This window comes from Lysobacter sp. Hz25 (assembly GCF_046097045.1).
Taxonomy (GTDB): domain Bacteria; phylum Pseudomonadota; class Gammaproteobacteria; order Xanthomonadales; family Xanthomonadaceae; genus Lysobacter; species Lysobacter antibioticus_B.
Genome location: NZ_CP175666.1, coordinates 3,255,158 through 3,275,036, shown reverse-complemented (window position 1 = coordinate 3,275,036; position 19,879 = coordinate 3,255,158). Strand labels below are relative to the sequence as shown.

General features: G+C 67.1%; 15 protein-coding genes. 7 read left to right on the top strand and 8 right to left on the bottom strand.

The features are described 5' to 3' along the window. Nucleotides 1-3 precede the first annotated feature (3 nt). Nucleotides 4-2,172, top strand: coding sequence for a response regulator (locus tag ACKN61_RS13425; protein WP_408949966.1), 2,169 nt, complete (start codon nucleotides 4-6; stop codon nucleotides 2,170-2,172). A gap of 48 nt (nucleotides 2,173-2,220) precedes the next feature. On the opposite strand, the gene ACKN61_RS13420 is transcribed toward ACKN61_RS13425, so the two are convergent. Further along, nucleotides 2,221-3,132 (bottom strand): crotonase/enoyl-CoA hydratase family protein, encoded by a 912-nt coding sequence (locus tag ACKN61_RS13420; protein ID WP_408949965.1) that lies wholly within the window; start codon nucleotides 3,130-3,132, stop codon nucleotides 2,221-2,223. Nucleotides 3,133-3,374: 242 nt separating this feature from the next. Then, nucleotides 3,375-5,048, bottom strand: coding sequence for a long-chain fatty acid--CoA ligase (locus ACKN61_RS13415; protein WP_408949964.1), 1,674 nt, complete (start codon nucleotides 5,046-5,048; stop codon nucleotides 3,375-3,377). Nucleotides 5,049-5,342: 294 nt separating this feature from the next. Here ACKN61_RS13415 and ACKN61_RS13410 point away from each other — a divergent pair, with 294 nt between their 5' ends. Continuing rightward, nucleotides 5,343-5,795 carry a nuclear transport factor 2 family protein gene (locus tag ACKN61_RS13410; RefSeq protein ID WP_408949963.1) on the top strand — a complete coding sequence of 151 codons (453 nt, stop codon included), beginning with the start codon at nucleotides 5,343-5,345 and terminating at the stop codon, nucleotides 5,793-5,795. Nucleotides 5,796-5,934: 139 nt separating this feature from the next. On the opposite strand, the gene acnA is transcribed toward ACKN61_RS13410, so the two are convergent. Beyond that, complete coding sequence (gene acnA, locus ACKN61_RS13405) at nucleotides 5,935-8,730, bottom strand: aconitate hydratase AcnA (RefSeq protein ID WP_408949962.1); 2,796 nt, start codon at nucleotides 8,728-8,730, stop codon at nucleotides 5,935-5,937. Nucleotides 8,731-9,139: 409 nt separating this feature from the next. Here acnA and acnB point away from each other — a divergent pair, with 409 nt between their 5' ends. Continuing rightward, entirely contained in the window at nucleotides 9,140-11,728 is a 2,589-nt protein-coding gene (gene acnB, locus ACKN61_RS13400) for a bifunctional aconitate hydratase 2/2-methylisocitrate dehydratase (protein ID WP_408949961.1), read from the top strand. A 1,019-nt stretch (nucleotides 11,729-12,747) separates the two neighbouring features. Here acnB and hflD read toward each other — a convergent pair. Genes hflD through ACKN61_RS13380 form a run of 4 tightly spaced genes read right to left on the bottom strand, consistent with a single transcriptional unit; the run spans nucleotide 12,748 to nucleotide 15,548 of the window. Continuing rightward, nucleotides 12,748-13,356 carry a high frequency lysogenization protein HflD gene (gene hflD, locus ACKN61_RS13395; protein WP_031372287.1) on the bottom strand — a complete coding sequence of 203 codons (609 nt, stop codon included), beginning with the start codon at nucleotides 13,354-13,356 and terminating at the stop codon, nucleotides 12,748-12,750. Further along, a complete protein-coding gene (gene mnmA / locus ACKN61_RS13390) occupies nucleotides 13,356-14,486 on the bottom strand; it encodes a tRNA 2-thiouridine(34) synthase MnmA (protein ID WP_408949960.1) in 1,131 nt (376 codons plus the stop codon). Before mnmA ends, hflD begins: the two co-directional genes overlap by 1 nt. A gap of 5 nt (nucleotides 14,487-14,491) precedes the next feature. After that, on the bottom strand, nucleotides 14,492-14,986 hold the full coding sequence (locus tag ACKN61_RS13385; RefSeq protein ID WP_408949959.1) for an NUDIX hydrolase: 495 nt from the start codon (nucleotides 14,984-14,986) through the stop codon (nucleotides 14,492-14,494). Nucleotide 14,987: 1 nt separating this feature from the next. Beyond that, complete coding sequence (locus tag ACKN61_RS13380) at nucleotides 14,988-15,548, bottom strand: YbjN domain-containing protein (protein ID WP_223620186.1); 561 nt, start codon at nucleotides 15,546-15,548, stop codon at nucleotides 14,988-14,990. 156 nt (nucleotides 15,549-15,704) lie between these two features. On the opposite strand from ACKN61_RS13380, the gene clpS reads away from it, so the two are divergent. Both clpS and clpA read left to right on the top strand, forming a co-directional pair. Further along, on the top strand, nucleotides 15,705-16,025 hold the full coding sequence (gene clpS, locus ACKN61_RS13375) for an ATP-dependent Clp protease adapter ClpS (protein WP_031372291.1): 321 nt from the start codon (nucleotides 15,705-15,707) through the stop codon (nucleotides 16,023-16,025). An 89-nt stretch (nucleotides 16,026-16,114) separates the two neighbouring features. Beyond that, nucleotides 16,115-18,397, top strand: a complete 2,283-nt coding sequence (clpA, locus tag ACKN61_RS13370) for an ATP-dependent Clp protease ATP-binding subunit ClpA (RefSeq protein ID WP_057918107.1) — start codon at nucleotides 16,115-16,117, stop codon at nucleotides 18,395-18,397. Nucleotides 18,398-18,468: 71 nt separating this feature from the next. On the opposite strand, the gene ACKN61_RS13365 is transcribed toward clpA, so the two are convergent. Beyond that, nucleotides 18,469-18,819: a DUF6491 family protein gene (locus ACKN61_RS13365; protein WP_408949958.1), complete on the bottom strand. Its 351-nt coding sequence runs from the start codon at nucleotides 18,817-18,819 to the stop codon at nucleotides 18,469-18,471. 442 nt (nucleotides 18,820-19,261) lie between these two features. Here ACKN61_RS13365 and ACKN61_RS13360 point away from each other — a divergent pair, with 442 nt between their 5' ends. Together ACKN61_RS13360 and ACKN61_RS13355 are read left to right on the top strand one after the other, a co-directional pair. Then, nucleotides 19,262-19,459, top strand: a complete 198-nt coding sequence (locus ACKN61_RS13360) for a hypothetical protein (RefSeq protein ID WP_031372294.1) — start codon at nucleotides 19,262-19,264, stop codon at nucleotides 19,457-19,459. Nucleotides 19,460-19,582: 123 nt separating this feature from the next. After that, a complete protein-coding gene (locus tag ACKN61_RS13355; protein ID WP_031372295.1) occupies nucleotides 19,583-19,789 on the top strand; it encodes a hypothetical protein in 207 nt (68 codons plus the stop codon). The last annotated feature ends 90 nt before the right edge of the window (nucleotides 19,790-19,879 follow it).

Genomic DNA, 19,879 nt, shown 5'->3' with positions numbered 1-19,879 from the left:
CCGATGGCTTCCACCCTGCGCGTGGTCAAGGAGCGCCTTTCGAACCGCCCGGACAGCGAGCATGGGCAGGCGTTGGTGCGGCTGGTCATCGCCTGCCTGATCGTCGCCTACCTGCTGGGCCTGCAGGCCTTCGACCAGGCCAGCGTGGCCACCCAGACCATGCTGTGGGTGATGTCGGCCGAATCGGTGGTCGGCCTGGGCCTGATGGCGGCGATCGTGCGCTGGCCCGGGGTCTCGCACCTGCGCCGCTGGATCGGCATGCTCGCCGACTATTCGACCCTGGCGATGCTGATGTCGCTGGACGCGCCCTCGCTGGCGCCGCTGTACGTGATCGTGCTGTGGGTGACCATCGGCAACGGCCTGCGCTACGGCACCACCTACCTGTACACCGCCGCGTCCCTGGCCGGCGCCTCGTTCCTGGCGGTGATCCTCAAGAACGACTACTGGCGCGGCCAGCCCTATCTGTCGGCCGGCCTGTGGCTGGGCCTGGTGGCGATCCCGGCCTACCTGTCCTCGTTGCTGCGCAGCCTGCAGAAGGCGACCGAGGACGCCCGCCGCGCCAACGAGGCCAAGAGCCGCTTCCTGGCCAACATGAGCCACGAGCTGCGCACGCCGCTCAACGGCATCATCGGCATGGCCGAACTCATGCACGGCACGCGCCTGGCGCCGGACCAGCGCGAATACGCCGACGTCATCCACGCCTCGGCGCAGTCGCTGCTGTTGCTGGTCAACGACGTGCTCGACATTTCGGCGATCGAGGCCGGCAAGCTGCAGCGCCGCGACATCGATTTCAACCTGCAGGAAGTGATGAAGCGGCTGCAGAAGATGCTGCAACCGCTGGCCGCGGCGAAGGGGCTGACGCTCAAGGTCGACATCGAGCACGACGTGCCGGTGCGCCTCAACGGCGACAGCGCGCTGCTCACCCAGGTGTTGTTGAACCTGCTGCACAACGCGATCAAGTTCACCGAGAAGGGCGGGGTGTCGCTGGTCACCCGCCTGGTCGGCGGCGCCACCGGTCCCGGTACGCCCGGGGTCGAGCGTCAGGTGCGCTTGCGCTTCTCGGTACGCGACACCGGCATCGGCGTGCCGAGCGAGGACGTCGACCGCATTTTCCAGGCCTTCGAGCAGGTCGACAACGGCCCGACCCGCCGCTTCGGCGGTACCGGCCTGGGCACCACGATCGCCAAGACGCTGACCCAGTTGCTCGGCGGCGAGATCGGCCTGGAAGCCAATCCCGGCGGCGGCAGCCATTTCTGGGTCGAACTGCCGCTGCGCCTGGAAGAGGCGGCCCTGACCCAGCCCGATGCGCAGCAGGAGGGCAGCGGCAAGGTTATCTCGTTCGAGGACCCGTTCCTGCGCCACAAGACCCGGGTGCGCAGCCTGCGGGTGCTGATCGCCGACGACCAGTCGGCCAACCGCACGGTGCTGACCCGCATCCTGGAGCGCGCCGGTCACCGCGTGCAGGCCGCCAACGACGGCGAACAGGCCCTGGACCAGCTCGAACTCGGCCAGTTCGACCTGGCCGTGCTCGACATGCACATGCCCGGCCTCAGCGGCCTGGACGTGATCCGGCAACTGCGTTTCATGCAGGCCGGCAACGGCCGCCGCACGCCGACCATCATCCTCAGCGCCGATGCGACCTTGCAGGCCTCCGAAGCGGCCAGCGAAGCCGGGGCGATGGCGTTCCTGACCAAGCCGATCGTGGTCGGGCGCTTGCTCGAAACCATCGCCGACGTGGTCGATTCGCAGCGCATGCCGGCGGTGCGCGCGATCAGCGACGTCAGCCGTCCGCTGACCAACCCGGCGGTGTTGGCCGAACTGGCCGAAATGGGTCTGGGCGATCAGTTCCTGCGCGACTTCGTCGAACAGTGTCTGAAAGACGCGCAGTCCTGCCAGACCGACCTGGAAGCGGCGGCGGTGGTGGCGCGTTGGGACGAGTTCCGCGAGATCGCTCACGCCTACAAGGGCGTGGCGGAAAATCTCGGCGCGCACTCGATTGCGGAGCGCTGCTCGCAGGTCATGCGCGCAAGCGACGACGTACTCGTTCGCGAGTGTCCGAAACTGGTCGTGGACCTCGCGACACAATTGTCGGCCGTGGCCGACGTCAGCCGTCAGGAAGTGGCGCGCCTCAGTCGCGGCAACCGCGGCAAGGACGTCCCCGACGTTTCTTGACAGCATCCTGCCACGCGAGGCGCGTGGCAGGCCCCCCCCTGCAAGACATCAGGCCAGCGCCAGCGCCGGCGCGGTCGCGCCGGCCCGGCGCTGCTGCGCACGCACCAGGCGTTCCATGGTCTTGAGCCCGCGATCGTTGAGGCGCATCGCCGCATCGACCCATTCGGTGGTCACCGACAGCAGCTCGTCCAGACTGACCGGACGGCAGGCCTGGCGAACCGTGTTCATCGCCCGCAGGGCATTGCCCATGCGCTGGTTGCGTTTGATCAATTCGGACGCCGCCTGCAAGCCGTAACCGCGCGGCACGACCTGGTCGACCACGCCCATGCGCAGCAGTTCTTCGACCGGATAGACGCGGGCGTTGAGCATCATGCGTTCGGCCTGGACCGGGGTGACCCGGCGGGTCAGGAAGGTGTAGGCGCCCATGCCAGGGAACAGGTCGAACAGCACCTCCGGGAAGCCCATGCCGGTGCCGGCCTCGGCGATGATGGTGTGGCAGCACAGCGCGGCCTCGAAGCCGCCGCCGAGCGCATCGCCCTGGATCACCGCGATGCTGTGGACCCGGTCTTCGTGCAGCTGATAAAGATTGAAGGCGACTTCGATGCACAGGCATGCGTACTCGAGCAGACGCTGGCGGTTGCCGCTGCGGATCATGCGCGAGAACAGCGCCAGGTCGCCGCCCAGGTTGAACACGTCGGCGTCGGAGGCGAGCACGAAGTGGCGGATGCCGGCGCGCGGATCGCAATCGGAAGCCAGTTCGCGGCGAATGCGTTCCTGCGCGCGCTTCATGTCGTGCAGCAGGTGCTCGGAGAAGCAAGGCGAGTAGGGCGCGTCCTGTCCATGGACGTGGTTGGCGGGCTGGGCGTGCATATAGCCCCAGTCGGTACCGCTGGCCGGGTCGGCGACATGGCGGAACAGGGCGGGGACATTCGCGATTGGCAGACGGGCGGACATGGACATGGCGGACTCCTAAAGGACGGGTGGCGGGTCGGGATACCCGCGTTTCGATGCTACACCTCGCCCAGGCATCGTTCAGACAAGGTTCGGCCTTCGTCCTGGCGCATTCATTTCCGGCACAAAACCGGGGACGAACCCAAACGCGAATCCGGGCGCGGGCCGGCCGCGGGCGGACACGAAAAAGGCCCCTCGGGGAGGGGCCTTTCGGGGGCGGCGCCAGGGGGCGCCGGTTCGTGCCGCGGGGCTTACTTGGGCGCGTCGCGCAGTTCGCGGCGCAGGATCTTGCCGACGTTGGTCTTGGGCAGTTCGGTGCGGAACTCGACGAACTTGGGGTGCTTGTAGCCGGTCAGGTTGATCCGGGCATGCGCCTTGACGTCCTCGGCGGTCAGCGCTGGGTCCTTCTTCACGATCACCACCTTGACCGCTTCGCCGGACTTGTCGTCGGGCACGCCGACCGCGGCCACTTCGAGCACGCCCGGCATCATCGCGATCACGTCCTCGATCTCGTTCGGATACACGTTGAAGCCCGACACCAGGATCATGTCCTTCTTGCGGTCGACGATGTAGAAGAAGCCCTGCTCGTCCATGCGCGCCATGTCGCCGGTGTGCAGCCAGCCGTCGTCGTCGATGACGTTGGCGGTTTCCTCGGGGCGCTGCCAATAGCCCTTCATGACCTGCGGGCCCTTGATGCACAGCTCGCCGACTTCGCCGATGCCGAGTTTGTTGTTGTTCTCGTCCTTGACGCAGGCGTCCGTCGAGGAGATCGGCAGGCCGATCGAGCCGTTGTACTCGGCCAGGTCCATCGGATTGATGCAGGCCGCCGGCGAGGTCTCGGTGAGGCCGTAGGCTTCGACCAGGGTGATGCCGGTGACTTGCTTCCAGCGATCGGCGACCGCGCGCTGCACGGCCATGCCGCCGCCGAGGGTCAGGTGCAGATGCGAGAAATCGACCTCGTCGAACCCCGGCGTGTTGAGCAGGCCGTTGAACAAGGTGTTGACGCCGGTGATCGCGGTGAACGGCGTTTTCTTCAGTTCCTTGACGAAGGCCGGCATGTCGCGCGGATTGGTGATCATGTGGTTGAGGCCGCCGAACTTCATGAAGACCAGTCCGTTCGCCGTCAACGCGAAGATGTGGTACAGCGGCAGCGCGGTGATGATGATCTCGTGACCGGGCTTGGCGTTGGCGCCGACCCAGGCCGAGGCCTGCTGCATGTTCGCTACCAGGTTGCGATGGGTCAGCATCGCGCCCTTGGCCACGCCGGTGGTGCCGCCGGTGTACTGCAGGAAGGCGATGTCGTCGGGGGAGATCTCGATCTCCGGCAGCTTGTGCATCTGCCCGAGAGTGAGGGTGTCGCGGAAACGCACCGCGCCGGGGATGTCGTAGTCCGGCACCATCTTCTTGACGTACTTCAGCACGAAGTTCATCACCGGGCCCTTGAGCCCGCCGATCATGTCGCCCAGGCCGGTGCTGATGACCTGCTTGACCTGGGTCTGGCCGACCACTTCCTGCACGGTCTTGCCGAAGTTGTCGAGCACGAAGATCACCGCCGCGCCGGAGTCGTCGAGCTGATGCTTGAGCTCGCGCGCGGTGTACATCGGATTGGTGTTGACCACGGTCAGGCCGGCGCGCAACACGCCGAAGGTCGCGATCGGATACTGCAGGCAGTTGGGCATCATGATCGCGACGCGATCGCCCTTCTTGAGCTTGAGTTCGCCGAGCAGATACGCGGCGAACTGCGCGCTGAGGCGGTCGATGTCGCCGTAGGTCAGTACCTTGCCGAAATTGGAAAAGGCGGGACGGTCGCGATAATTTTCGATGGCGTTTTCCAGCACCGATACGATGGACGGGAACTCGTCCACGTCGATCTGTGCCGGCACGCCTTCAGGATACTGAGCAAGCCATGGTCGTTCGAAACTCATCGCGATCCCCTCTCTAATCGCTCGTCGATTCTGGCCGCCGGCCCGCTGTGTGCGCTGCCGTACGGTATTTTCTCGATTGGAGCATAGGCTCTACTGACTGGCAAGGCGATGCTGCGAAGGGCGGTGCGGACATTGTCCGGGGCCTTGCCGACCTGTCAGGATGGCGCTCCGAGGGGGCGCGCGAACGGTCGTACGAAGCGGCCACCGCCGCCGGCGTAAGGACTGCGGCAAGGCGGCTGCGGTAAAGGGAGGCTTCCGGTGAATAGTGCGAACAGCCGCGAGAATGGGATCGCCGTGCGAAAACCGAGCCTCGGGCCGCCATGGCGCCGGTTCGTGCTGGCGGCGGTCCTGACGCTGTTATCGACAGCCTGCGGCCGCGACCCGCCCGAGCAGCGCCTGCGCGACTCGGTGACGCAATTCCAGGCCGCGATCGAGCAACGCGACGCGCCGGCTCTGCAGGAGTGGCTGGCGGCGGATTTCGTCGGCCCCGAGGGGCTGGACCGCGAAGGCGCGCGCCGGCTCGCAGTCGGCAGCTTCCTGCGTTATCGGCAACTCGGCGTGACGGTCGGCCCGCTCGACATCGCCATGCAGCCCGACCACGCGACCGTACGTTTCACCGCGGCCTTGACCGGCGGTTCCGGCCAGCCCCTGCCCGAGGCGGCGCGGCTGTACGACGTGGAGACCGGCTGGCGCGAGGAAGACGGCGATTGGCGCATGACCTCGGCGCGCTGGACCGCGAAGCTGTAGTCCGCGAGCGTTCCGCGGCGCCGGGGCGATGCCCCGGCAAGCGCAAGCAAGATCCCGGATACGACGAGAGCGGCCGAAGCCGCTCTCGCAGGTGCCGGTGGCCGCAAGGCCGGGCGTTCTTCGTTCGTACCGGCGCCGGTCAAGCCGCCTTGCGTGCCGCCAACTGGCGCAGCACGTAATGCAGGATGCCGCCGTGGCGAAAGTACTCGACTTCCTTCGGCGTCAGCAGCAGCACCTTGACCTCGATCGTCTTGTGGCTGCCGTCGGCCTTCTTGGCGACCAGGGTGGCGGTCTTGGCCGCGCCGTCGTCGAGACCGATCACGTCGATCACTTCCGAACCGTCCAGGCCGTGGCTCTGCGCGTTCTCGCCGTCCTTGAACTGCAATGGCAGCACGCCCATGCCGACCAGGTTGGAGCGGTGGATGCGCTCGAAGCTCTCGGCGACGACCGCCTTTACGCCGAGCAGGTTGGTGCCCTTGGCGGCCCAGTCGCGCGAGGAGCCGGTGCCGTATTCCTTGCCGGCGAACACCACCAGCGGCACGCCGTCGGCCTTGTACTTCATCGCCGCGTCGTAGATCGCCAGCTTCTCGCCCTGTGAAGGCCGGCCGTCACCGCCGTCCTTGCCGAAGTACAGGGTGTTGCCGCCTTCCTCGCCGCCGAACATCAGGTTCTTGATGCGGATGTTGGCGAAGGTGCCGCGCACCATCACGTCGTCGTTGCCGCGACGCGAGCCGTAGCTGTTGAAGTCGGCCGGCTGCACGCCGCGCGAGATCAGGAAGCGGCCGGCGGGCGAGTCTTTCTTGATGTTGCCGGCGGGCGAGATGTGGTCGGTGGTGATCGAGTCGCCGAACAGGCCCATCACGCGCGCGCCGCGGACATCGTCGATGCCGCCGACCTGCATGGTCATGCCGTCGAAATAGGGCGGGTTCTTGATGTAGGTCGAGCTCTCGTCCCACTGGAAGGATTCGCCGTCGGGCGAGGCGATCTGGTTCCAGCGCGTGTCGCCCTTGAACACGTCGGCGTAGTTCTGCGCGAACAGTTCCGGGCCGACGGTGGCGGCGATCATGTCGCCGATTTCCTTGTTGCTCGGCCAGATATCGCGCAGGTACACGTCCTGGTCGTCGGCGCCCTTGCCGATCGGCTCCTTGGTCAGGTCGATGTTGACCGTGCCGGCGATCGCATAGGCCACGACCAGCGGCGGCGAGGCCAGGTAGTTGGCCTTCACTTCCGGATGCACGCGGCCTTCGAAGTTGCGGTTGCCCGACAGCACCGAGGCCACCACCAGTTCGTTCTCGGCGATGCCCTTGGAGACTTCGTCGGGCAGCGGGCCGGAGTTGCCGATGCAGGTCGTGCAGCCGTAGCCGACCACGTAGAAGCCAAGCTTTTCCAGGTCGGCGAGCACGCCGGCCTTGCGCAGGTAATCGGTGACCACCAGCGAGCCCGGCCCGAGCGAGGTCTTGACCCAGGGCTTGGACTTCAGGCCCAGGCGCGCGGCGTTGCGCGCGAGCAGGCCGGCGCCGAGCATGACCGCCGGATTGGAGGTGTTGGTGCAGGAGGTGATCGCGGCGATCACCACCGAGCCGTCGCACAGGTCGGCGTCCTGGTCGTGGATGCGGATCTTCGACACCGGCTTGGCGGCGAGGTGATCGGCCTGCGGCTGGGCGCCGCCTTCGCTCTTGAGCTCGTCGACCGCGCAGCCGACCTTGGGCTTACGGTTGGCGATCAGCGGCCCGAGGTTCTCGCTGAAGTTCGTGTGCACGTTCTCGAGCAAGACGCGGTCCTGCGGACGCTTCGGGCCGGCCATCGACGGACGCACCTCGCCGAGGTCGAGTTCGAGCGTGGCCGAATAGGTCGCGTGCGGCTGGCCGGGTTCGTGCCACAGGCCCTGGGCCTTGGCATAGGCTTCGACCAGGGCGATCTGCTCTTCCGAGCGGCCGGACAGGCGCAGGTAGGTCACCGCTTCGGCGTCGATCGGGAAGATGCCGCAGGTCGCGCCGTATTCGGGCGCCATGTTGGCGATGGTCGCGCGGTCGGCCAGCGGCAGGTGTTGCAGGCCGTCGCCGAAGAACTCGACGAATTTGCCGACCACGCCGTGCTTGCGCAGCATCTGGGTCACGGTCAGGACCAGGTCGGTCGCGGTCGCGCCTTCCGGCAACTGGCCGGTCAGCTTGAAGCCGACCACCTGCGGAATCAGCATCGAGGAGGGCTGGCCGAGCATCGCCGCCTCGGCTTCGATGCCGCCGACGCCCCAACCGAGCACGCCGATGCCGTTGATCATGGTGGTGTGGCTGTCGGTGCCGAACACGGTGTCGGGGAAAGCCTGCAACTCGCTGGCGCCGTCCAGGCCCTGGACCTCGCGGCCCATGACCACGCGGGCCAGGTTCTCCAGGTTGACCTGGTGGACGATGCCGGTATTCGGCGGCACCACCTTGAAGTTCTCGAACGACTTCTGGCCCCAGCGCAGGAAGCTGTAGCGCTCCATGTTGCGCTGGAACTCGATCTTTCCGTTCAGGTCCAGCGCCTCGGGGCTGCCGAACACGTCGACCTGGACCGAGTGGTCGATGACCAGCTCGGAGGGGATCAACGGATTGATCTGGCGGGCGTTGCCGCCGAGCCGGCCGACCGCGTCGCGCATCGCCGCCAGGTCGACCACGCAGGGCACGCCGGTGAAATCCTGCAGGACCACGCGCGCCGGCATGAAGGCGATTTCGGTGTCGGGCTCGCGGGTGGCGTCCCATTGCGCGACGGCCTCGATGTGGTCTTTGCCGACCGTAGCGCCGCCGTCTTCGTGGCGCAGCAGGTTTTCGAGCAGGATCTTCATCGAGTAGGGCAGGCGGCTGATGTCGTAGCGCTCGCCCAAGGCCGGCAGGCTGAAATAGGTGTAGTCGCGGCCGTTGACGGAAAGCTTGCGGCGGGTCGAATAGGAGTCGGGCATGTCGGTGGAGCTCCTTTGATGCTGCTGGCGTGCCGCCGGGGCGGCACGGAGGCTGGCGCGCCTGGGGAGATGGCGCGGTGGCTGGCGATGGCGCCGATTATCGCTTTATCGGGTTCAGGAAGCGTGCAGACCATGGTCGCAAGCGCGCTACAGCGTTCCACCCCAAGCGTATGGACGGATCGCGCAAAGCCTTGCGCGGCGAGGGGCCGGCACCCCCTCCGCGTTGCCGCGAAAGCCCTTTGAAGGCAAAATACGCGGTCGAGGCCGTGTCCTTCGCGGGCGCCCGCGGCCTTGCCTCCCAGCAACTCGCCACAGCAACTCGCCACGTAAGTCCGAACGCGCCGGTCGCGGCGGCGGACCCACGCAGCCAGTGCCACGTCTTTACCGCTTCACTCCGACGGGAATCTCCATGCTCTCCAGCTATCGCCAACACGTTGCCGAGCGCGCCGCGCTGGGCATTCCGCCGCTGCCCCTGACCGCCCAGCAGACCGCCGAGGTCATCGAGCTGCTGAAAGCGCCGCCGGCGGGCGAGGGAGAGTTCCTGCTCGACCTGATCACCCAACGCGTGCCGGCCGGCGTCGACGACGCCGCCAAGGTCAAGGCCTCGTACCTTGCCGCGGTCGCCTTCGGCACCGAGAAGAACGCGCTGATCAGCCGCGAACGCGCGACCGAACTGCTCGGCACCATGCTCGGCGGCTACAACATCCATCCGCTGGTCGAACTGCTCGACGACGCCCAGGTCGGCATCATCGCCGCCGAAGCGCTGAAGAAGACCCTGCTGATGTTCGACGCCTTCCACGACGTCCAGGACAAGGCCGAGGCCGGCAACGCCAACGCCAAGTCGGTGCTGCAGAGCTGGGCCGACGCGGAATGGTTCACCAGCCGTCCGGAAGTGCCGGAAAGCCTGACCATCACCGTGTTCAAGGTGACCGGCGAGACCAATACCGACGACCTGTCGCCGGCGCCCGACGCGACCACGCGCCCGGACATCCCGATGCACGCCCTGGCGATGCTGAAGAACGCCCGCGACGGCATCGTGCCGGAAGAAGACGGCAAGCGCGGCCCGATCGCCTTCATCGAATCGTTGAAGGACAAGGGCCATCTGGTCGCCTACGTCGGCGATGTGGTCGGTACCGGTTCGAGCCGCAAGTCGGCGACCAACTCGGTGCTGTGGTTCACCGGCGAAGACATCCCCTTCATCCCGAACAAGCGCTTCGGCGGCGTGTGCCTGGGTTCGAAGATCGCGCCGATCTTCTACAACACCATGGAAGACGCCGGCGCGTTGCCGATCGAACTCGACGTGTCGCAGATGAACATGGGCGACGTGGTCGAGCTGCGTCCCTACGACGGCAAGGCGATCAAGGACGGCCAGGTCATCGCCGAGTTCGCGCTCAAGTCCGACGTGCTGCTCGATGAAGTGCGCGCCGGCGGCCGCATCCCCCTGATCGTCGGCCGCGGCCTCACCGCCAAGGCGCGCGAAGCGCTGGGCCTGCCGGCCTCGACCCTGTTCCGCCTGCCGCAGAACCCGGCCGACACCGGCAAGGGCTATTCGCTGGCGCAGAAGATGGTCGGCCGCGCCTGCGGTCTGCCGGAAGGCGAGGGCGTGCGTCCGGGCACCTATTGCGAGCCGAAGATGACCTCGGTGGGTTCGCAGGACACCACCGGCCCGATGACCCGCGACGAGCTCAAGGACCTGGCCTGCCTCGGCTTCTCGGCCGACCTGGTGATGCAGTCGTTCTGCCACACCGCGGCCTATCCGAAGCCGGTCGACGTCAAGACCCACCACACCCTGCCGGAGTTCATCTCCAACCGCGGCGGCATCTCGCTGCGCCCGGGCGACGGCGTGATCCACAGCTGGCTCAACCGCATGCTGATGCCCGACACCGTCGGCACCGGCGGCGACTCGCACACCCGCTTCCCGGTCGGCATCTCGTTCCCGGCCGGCTCCGGCCTGGTCGCGTTCGCCGCGGCCACCGGCGTCATGCCGCTGGACATGCCGGAATCGGTGCTGGTGCGCTTCAAGGGCGAAATGCAGCCCGGCGTGACCCTGCGCGACCTGGTCAACGCGATTCCGCTGGCCGCGATCAAGTCCGGCCTGCTGACCGTCGCCAAGCAGGGCAAGAAGAACATCTTCTCCGGCCGCATCCTCGAAATCGAAGGCCTGCCGCAGCTCAAGGTCGAGCAGGCGTTCGAGCTGTCCGACGCCTCGGCCGAACGTTCGGCCGCCGGCTGCACGGTCAAGCTCGACAAGGAACCGATCATCGAATACCTCACCAGCAACATCACCTTGCTGAAGTGGATGATCGCCGAGGGCTACGCCGATCCGCGTTCGCTTGCACGCCGCATCAAGGCGATGGAAGGCTGGCTGGCCAACCCGCAGCTGCTGGAAGGCGATGCCGATGCCGATTACGCCGCGGTGATCGAGATCGATCTGAACCAGATCGTCGAGCCGATCGTGGCGTGCCCGAACGATCCCGACGACGTCAAAACGTTGTCGGACGTGGCCGGTGCGGTCATCGACGAAGTCTTCATCGGTTCGTGCATGACGAATATTGGTCATTTCCGGGCGGCGGCGAAGCTGCTCGAAGGCAAGCGCGACATCCCGACCCGCCTGTGGGTCGCGCCGCCGACCAAGATGGACGCGTCCGAGCTGACCAAGGAAGGCCATTACGGCACCTTCGGCACCGCCGGCGCGCGCATGGAAATGCCGGGCTGCTCGCTGTGCATGGGCAACCAGGCGCAGGCCCGCGAAGGCGCGACCGTGTTCTCGACCAGCACCCGCAACTTCCCGAACCGTCTCGGCCGCAACACCAATGTCTACCTGGGTTCGGCGGAACTGGCGGCGATCTGCTCGCGCCTGGGCCGCATCCCGACCCGCGAGGAGTACATGGCGGACGTCGGCGTGCTCAAGGCCGACGGCGACAAGATCTACCGCTACATGAACTTCGATCAGATCGAAGACTACAAGACGGTCGCCGACACGGTGGCCGCGGCCTGATCGGCCGGCGCTAAACCGAGAAACGAAAAACCCCGGCTCAAGCCGGGGTTTTTTGTTGGGCGCGGCCGGCGCGGTTCGAACCGCATGCGCCGCATCCGCCCCCTGTAGGAGCGGCGTAAGCCGCGACAAGCGAAGCGACGCAAGCACCCGCACGACGCGGCAATCGGAATGAGGTCGCGGCTTACGCCGCTCCTACAAGGGCGGGTTTCACCGCAAGCAAGCTGCGCCGCCAGGGGTAGGAGCGGCGTGAGCCGCGACCGGCGCAGCGACGCCAGCCACCCGCACGACGCGGCAACCGGAACGAGGTCGCGGCTCGCGCCGCTCCTACAAGGGCAGGTTTTACCGTAAGCAAGCCGCGCCGCCAGGGGTAGGGGCGGCGTGAGCCGCGACAGGCGCAGCGACGCCAGCCACCCGCATGACGCGGCAACCGGAACGAGGTCGCGGCTTACGCCGCTCCTACAAGGGCGGGTTTCACCGCAAGCAAGCCGCATCGCCAGGGGTAGGAGCGGCGCAAGCCGCGACCGGCGCAGCGACGCCAGCCACCCGTACGACGCGGCAACCGGAACGAGATCGCGGCTCGCGCCGCTCCTACAAGGGCGGGTTTCACCGCAAGCAAGCCGCGCCGCCAGGGGTAGGAGCGGCGCAAGCCGCGACAAGCGGAGCGACGTCATCACCCGCACGACGCGGCAATCGGAACGAGGTCGCGGCTTACGCCGCTCCTACAAGGGCAGGTTTCACCGCAAGCAAGCCGCGCCACCAGGGGTGTGAGCGGCGTGAGCCGCGACAGGCGCAGCGACGCCAGCCACCCGCATGACGCGGCAACCGGAACGAGGTCGCGGCTTACGCCGCTCCTACAAGGGCGGGTTTCACCGCAAGCAAGCCGCATCGCCAGGGGTAGGAGCGGCGCAAGCCGCGACCGGCGCAGCGACGCCAGCCACCCGTACGACGCGGCAACCGGAACGAGGTCGCGGCTCGCGCCGCGCCTGCAGGGACAGCTTCGCCAGGACCCCTGGCGACCTTCAGCCCAAACGCGCCTCGATCGCGTCGACCATGGCGCGGCGGCGCAGCAGGAAATCCCAATAGCTGCCGCCGAGCTGGCGCCACAGCACCGCCGAGCGCACCGCGGCCAGCAGGGCGGCGCGGACTTCGGCGACCACGCCGGGCTGGCCGAGGTAGTGCGGGTTGCCCTGGACCAGCACCCGTGGGCGCAGGTGGCTCAAGGTCTCGGCGTACAGGCTGCCGAGGGCGGCGATCACGTCGGGATGGCTGCTGCCGAGGCGGCCGGCGGCGGTGGCTTGGCCGTGGATGCCGCGCAGGACCTTCTCGGTCATGGCGGCGTCGCGGACGAAGCGACGCTCCAGTTGCAGCACGGCCAGGGCCAGGCGCGGCAGGTGCTCGTCGTTGGCGCGGTTGACGAAATAGTCCTGCAGCAGCACCAGACCCGGGCGCAGGTTCGCCAGGCCGCCGTAGACGGCTGCCGGGGTCGAGGCGTCGATGCGGAACACCGAGTCCAGGGCGGTGTCGAGCACGGAGGCGTTGGCCTGGCCGGTGTCGGCGATGCGCCGCACCTGGCCCAAGGCCTGGGCCAGGCCGGCGAGTGCGAGTACGCGTTCGGAGAGGTCGGCCATTACGTAGTGGGTTCCTTGGGGGGCAGGGGGGCGGCGCAATCGGGCGCATCGGTGGCGGCGATCACCGCGCCACCCAGGCAGACCTCGCCGTCGTACAGCACCAGCGATTGGCCGGGCGTGACCGCGCGCTGGGATTGGGCGAAACGGACTTCCACGCTGCCGTCCTCGCGCACCGAGACCTCGCAGTCCTGGTCGGCTTGGCGGTAACGGGTCTGAGCGCTGCAGACGAAGCGGGCGGCCGGCGGCTGGCCGGCGATCCAATGGGCGGTTTCCGACCACAGGGTCTGCGAATGCAGCCAGGGGCTGTCGCTGCCCTGGTCGACGTACAGCACGTTGGTCGCGACGTCCTTGCCGACCACGTACCACGGCGCCGGCTCGAAGCCGCGCACGCCGCCGATGTTGAGGCCTTCGCGCTGGCCGAGGGTGAAATAGAACACGCCCGGATGGCGGCCGACGACCTGGCCGGCCGGGGTGCGGATCTCGCCTTCGCGCGCCGGCAGGTAGCGCGACAGGAACTCGCGGAAATCGCGTTCGCCGATGAAACAGATGCCGGTCGAGTCCTTCTTGGCCGCGGTCGGCAGTTGCGCCGCGCGCGCCATCTCGCGCACGTCGCGCTTGAGCAGGTCGCCGAGCGGGAAGCGCGTGGCCGACAACTGCGCCTGGCCGAGCTGGTGCAGGAAATAGCTCTGGTCCTTGCTGCGGTCGAGCGCCCGCAGCAGACGGAATTCGGCCCCGGCCTTGTCGACGCGGGCGTAATGGCCGGTCGCGATGAACTCCGCGCCGAGCTCGCGCGCGGCGTCGAGGAAATGCTTGAACTTGATTTCGCGGTTGCACAGCACGTCCGGGTTCGGGGTGCGGCCGGCGGCGTATTCGGCGAGGAAGTGCTCGAACACCCCGGCCCAGTACTCGCCGGAGAAATCGCGGAAATGGATCGGCAGGCCGAGCCGGCCGGACACCGCGACCGCGTCGCGGCGGTCGTCCTCGGCGCGGCAGTCGCCGCTGCCGTCGTCGGCCCAGTTCTGCATGAAGAGGCCGGCGATCGGCTCGCCGGCGTCGCGCAGGCGCAGGGCGGCGACCGAGGAATCGACCCCGCCCGACATACCCACGATGGTGCGTACCGATACGGCCATGAGGATCAGACCGGGTCGGGCGAGACCATTTGCTGCAGCAGATCCAGCGAATGGCGGCGTCCACCGAGGTAATCGGCGACCACCCGCCAGACCAGCGGGCTGCGGTGCTCGGGCGCGCGCGCCTGCAACTCGGCCGGGCTCATCCACAGGGCCTGGACGATGCCTTCGTCGAGGCGCCGGCCCGGGTCGTGGCGGACCGGTTCGGCGGCGAAGGCGAAGCGCAGGTAGTGGCGGCCGCCGGCGCCGTCCTCCTGCAGCGGCGCCTTCCACTGGTAAGCGCCGACGAAGGCGGTGAGGCGTACGTCCCAGCCGGTCTCCTCGCGGGTCTCGCGCAGGGCGGCGTCGATCAGGCTCTCGTCCGGCTCCAGGTGCCCGGCCGGCTGGTTGATCACCAGGCGCCCGCCGACCGATTCCTCGACCATCAGCAGGCGGCCGCCGTCGACCACGACGGTGGCGACGGTCACATCGGGTTGCCAGAAACGGCCTTCGCGGTAGCTCACGTCAGAATTCGTCCTGGCCGGGGGTGAGTTGCGATTCCATCTCGTCGGCCGCGCGGACCACATAGTCGATCGCATCGTCGAGGTCTTCCTGGCTCGCGTCGGCGTCCAGTTTGACCACGAACACGGCCACCGAGTCCTGTTTGACCCAGCCGCCCATCTTGCTGAGCTGGCTGTCCTCGAGCAGGCGGTTGGCGACCTCGGCCGGGAAGTCCTTGTCCGAGGTGCGATAGCCCGGCGACCAGACCTCGCGGACCTGCAGCTTGCCGTAGCGCTCGGTGTGCGAGATCACGTAGGCCATCTGGCTGCGGTCCTCGTCGAGGCCGAAAGTCAGGGTGTAGTCGCCGTCCTTGTCGACCTCGTACTTGTAGCCCAGGGCGTCGAGCTGCTTGCCGATGCGCGGATCGGCGGTCTTGGCGGCGGCTTCGGCCTTGGCTGCGGCCGGCTCGGCCTTGGCCGGGGCGCTCTTGAGCGAGGCGGCGTCCGCCTTCGTCGTCGGCGCGGCCGTCGCCAGGACGGGCAGCAGCGAGAACAGCAGGGCAGGCAGGTAACGGGGCAGACGCATGAGGGTCCTTGAATTTCGCGGCGCCGGCGCAACCTTGACCGGCGGCTCCGACCAAGATGGCGGCGCTGCGGCATTTTGCAATGCGGCCGGGCATGCGTCCATGTCGCACGGCGGCCGCATCCACGGCGGGACGGGGCAGGGGTTTATAATCGCGCAATGGCAAAACAGACCGAACAAGAACACAGTCATGGCGTATTGGTGGAAACCGGCAAGCCCGAAGTCGCGCGGCCGCCGCTGTATTCCGTACTCCTGCTAAACGACGACTACACCCCGATGGACTTCGTGGTCGAGGTCCTGATGCGCTTTTTCCCGATGAACGTCGAAAAAGCCACCCAGATCATGCTCCATGTCCATACCCGCGGCCGCGGCGTATGCGGCGTCTTCACACGCGAAGTCGCCGAGTCCAAGGTTGCGCAGGTGAACGAATTTTCAAGACTTCACCAACACCCCTTGCTGTGCACGATGGAAAAGGCCTAAAAGGTAGTTGTCGCACCCGTTGGGGCGGGGCATGGAAAAGCCGGCGAGCGCCCCCACGTAGCGTGCATACGTTCTGGAGGCTCCGCCCCATGTTCAGCAAGGATCTCGAATACAGCATCGGCCAGTGCTACAAGCGCGCCCGCGAGGCGCGCCACGAGTACATGACGGTCGAACACCTGCTGCTCGCACTACTCGACAACCCGTCCGCCGAGGCCGTCCTCAAGGCGACCAACGCCGACTTCGCGCGTCTGCGCAGCGACCTCGAACAGGCCATCGCGACCTCGGTCCAGGTGCTGCCCGACGACGTCGACCGCGATACCCAGCCCACTTTGGGTTTCCAGCGTGTGCTACAGCGCGCTGTCTATCACGTGCAGTCCTCCGGCAAGAAGGAGGTCACCGGCGCCAACGTGCTGGTCGCCATCTTCGGCGAGAAGGATTCGCATGCGGTCTACTTCCTCAATCAGCAGGACGTGGCCCGCCTCGACGTGGTCAATTACCTGTCGCACGGCATCGTCAAGCACAACGCCGAAGACAGCCACGGCCACCACGAGGAAAGCGAATCCAAGCCGGCCGAAGGCCCCGAGAGCGAAGGCAAGTCCGACGCCCTGGCCGAGTTCGCCAGCAACCTCAACCAACTGGCCCGCGAGGGCAAGATCGACCCGCTGGTCGGTCGCGGCGACGAGGTCGAGCGCACCATCCAGGTGCTGTGCCGCCGGCGCAAGAACAACCCGCTCTACGTCGGCGAGGCCGGCGTCGGCAAGACCGCGATCGCCGAAGGCCTGGCCAAGCGCATCGTCGACGGCGACGTGCCCGAAGTGCTGCGCAACGCCACCATCTTCGCCCTCGACCTCGGCGCCCTGGTCGCCGGCACCAAGTACCGCGGCGATTTCGAGAAGCGCCTCAAGGCGGTGCTGGCCCAGCTCAAGAAGCAGCCCGAGGCGATCCTGTTCGTCGATGAAATCCACACTATCATCGGCGCCGGTTCGGCCAGCGGCGGCACCATGGACGCCAGCAACCTGATCAAGCCGGCCCTGTCCTCGGGCGAACTGCGCTGCATCGGTTCGACCACGTTCCAGGAATACCGCGGCATCTTCGAGAAAGACCGCGCGCTGGCGCGGCGCTTCCAGAAGATCGATATCGTCGAGCCGACCGTCGGCGAGACCTACGAGATCCTGCAGGGCCTCAAGCCCAAATACGAATCTCATCACGGCGTGACCTACGCCGACGAAGCCTTGCAGGCGGCGGTCGACCTGTCGGTCAAGCACATCGGCGACCGCCTGCTGCCGGACAAGGCCATCGACGTCATCGACGAGGCCGGTGCGCGCCAGCGTCTGTTGCCGGAGAGCGTGCGCAAGCAGCTGATCGACATCGAAGAGATCGAGATGATCGTGGCCAAGATGGCGCGCATCCCGACCAAGCAGGTCTCGGCCAGCGACAAGGACGTGCTGCGCAACCTCGAACGCAACCTCAAGATGGTCATCTTCGGCCAGGACGCGGCGATCGAGACCCTGGCCTCGGCGATCAAGCTGGCGCGCTCGGGGCTCGGCAACCCGGACAAGCCGATCGGCAACTTCCTGTTCGCCGGCCCGACCGGCGTCGGCAAGACCGAGGTCACCAAGCAGCTCGCCCTGCAGCTCGGCATCGAGCTGGTCCGCTTCGACATGTCCGAGTACATGGAGCCGCATTCGGTCAGCCGCCTGATCGGCGCGCCTCCGGGCTACGTCGGTTTCGACCAGGGCGGCCTGCTGACCGAGAAGATCGTCAAGACCCCGCACTGCGTGCTGCTGCTCGACGAAGTCGAGAAGGCGCATCCGGACATCTTCAACATCCTGTTGCAGGTCATGGACCGCGGCACCCTGACCGACACCAACGGTCGCGAGGCCAACTTCAAGAACGTGGTGCTGGTGATGACGACCAACGCCGGCGCGGCCCAGGCCTCGCGGCGCTCGATCGGCTTCACCAAGCAGGACCATTCGACCGATGCGATGGAAGTGATCCGCAAGGGCTTCAGCCCGGAATTCCGCAACCGCCTCGATGCGGTGGTGCAGTTCCAGGCGCTGGGCTTCGATCACATCCTGCGCGTGGTCGACAAGTTCCTGATCGAGCTGGAAGCGCAGTTGCACGAGAAGAACGTGACCTTGACCGCGACGCCGACCGCACGCGACTGGCTGGCCCAGCACGGTTTCGACCCGCAAATGGGCGCACGTCCGATGGCGCGCGTGATCCAGGACAAGATCAAGCGCCCGCTCGCCGACGAGCTGTTGTTCGGCAAATTAGTCGGCGGCGGCCGGGTCACCATCGACGTGCGCGACGACGAGCTGATCGTCGACGCCCATGCCGAGCCGGAGCGCCTGCTGCCGGTCACGGTCTGATCGCGCAAGCGGTGAGGGCATAAAAAAGGCGGCCTTCGGGCCGCCTTTTCGTTTCTACGTGTCGGCGCCGCTCAGCGCACGCGGCGATAGCTCTGGTAGGCGGTCTCGTCGATCTTCTCGACCGACTCGATGTCGCAGAAATCGCGCTGGGTCTTGACTCGGGTGCCGCTCGGGCAGACGCGGCCCTTGGTCTTCTCCGCGCTGACCACGAGCTTCGGCGTGAAGCTCAGGTCGTAGCAACCCTTGCGTACGTTCAAACGGTAGTAATTGTCGGCATCCTTGACCAGGACGGCCTTCTCTCCGACACGCGACAACTGGGCCTCGGCGCCGAGATCGACGCAGGCGTCGATCGGATCCGCGAACGCGACGGTCGCGGAAAGGCAGAGCAGGGTGGCCAGAGCGGTCCTTGATAGCGGCAACATGGGGGCGTCCTAATTGAGCGAGCTCGGATTGAGCTGAGGCAAAGTTAGTCGCGTGGCGCCGCGCGCGAATCTGGAAGAAGTCGCTGTGACCTTCGTCACGGCATGACGTTTGGCATAAACGTTTTCGCCGCTTCGTGCATCCAGGTGTGTTCGTGATTCCTTTTCGATGGGCCGACGCAGCCGGCAGGCGCTGCGTTGCCTCTCAGTGCTCGTGTCGCGATCTGTGAGGCCGCATCGCACAATTGCCGCAGTGCAGCTCGAACGCACAGTGGACCCGATGCTAGCGTCGCCAGGCAACATCGGCAGGTTGCACCACACGCGCCTCGTCGCATCGTCGTCCGCCATCGAAGTTCGCTAGCGGGTTTCGCTGGTGATTCGCAGCAAGCGCCCATGGACGGCGAGCGCCGACGAATCTTCGTCGACTCAAGGAAGGAGTACCCGCATGAAGCTTCGCAAGTTCTCTCTCGCGGCCGTCGCCGCTTTCGCCTTCGGTTTTTCGGCCTGGGCCGTGGCGGGCATCTGGCCGGGTCCGTGCCAGGTGTGCCGCAACGCTTATCAGGCTTGCCAACTCGATCCCGATGCCGAGTGCGAAGCCGAATTCAGCCGTTGCCTGATCCAGGCCGGCTGTCCGCTGGAGTAGTCGCTGCGCTACCCGTTCTGTTTCACGCCGGTCGCAGCGGCAGCGATAGCTATGGCCCGCGAGGCTGCGAGCCGGCGCCCAAGACCACCGTCGTCCCACCCCGCCAAGGAAAGGAGCTCACTCATGCAACTGCGTCGTTTTTCGCTGGCCGCGATGGCCGCCTTCGCGTTCGCCAGCGCCGCATCGCTGACCGCGACCGCGGCCGATCCCTGCGATGGCTGCTGGCGCACCTACAACAAGTGCATCGAGGTCGGCAGCGACCCGGGCTACTGCGAGTACAGGGTCACGCAATGTCTGGCGCGCTACGGCTGCCCGGCACCGCCGTTCTAGGTCCCGAGCGCAGGCTTGCCGGTCTGGGCCAGGGCGCTCGCCATGGAGGCGGGCGGCGCAGGCCGCCCAGGCCGCGCGAGCAAGCAGGGT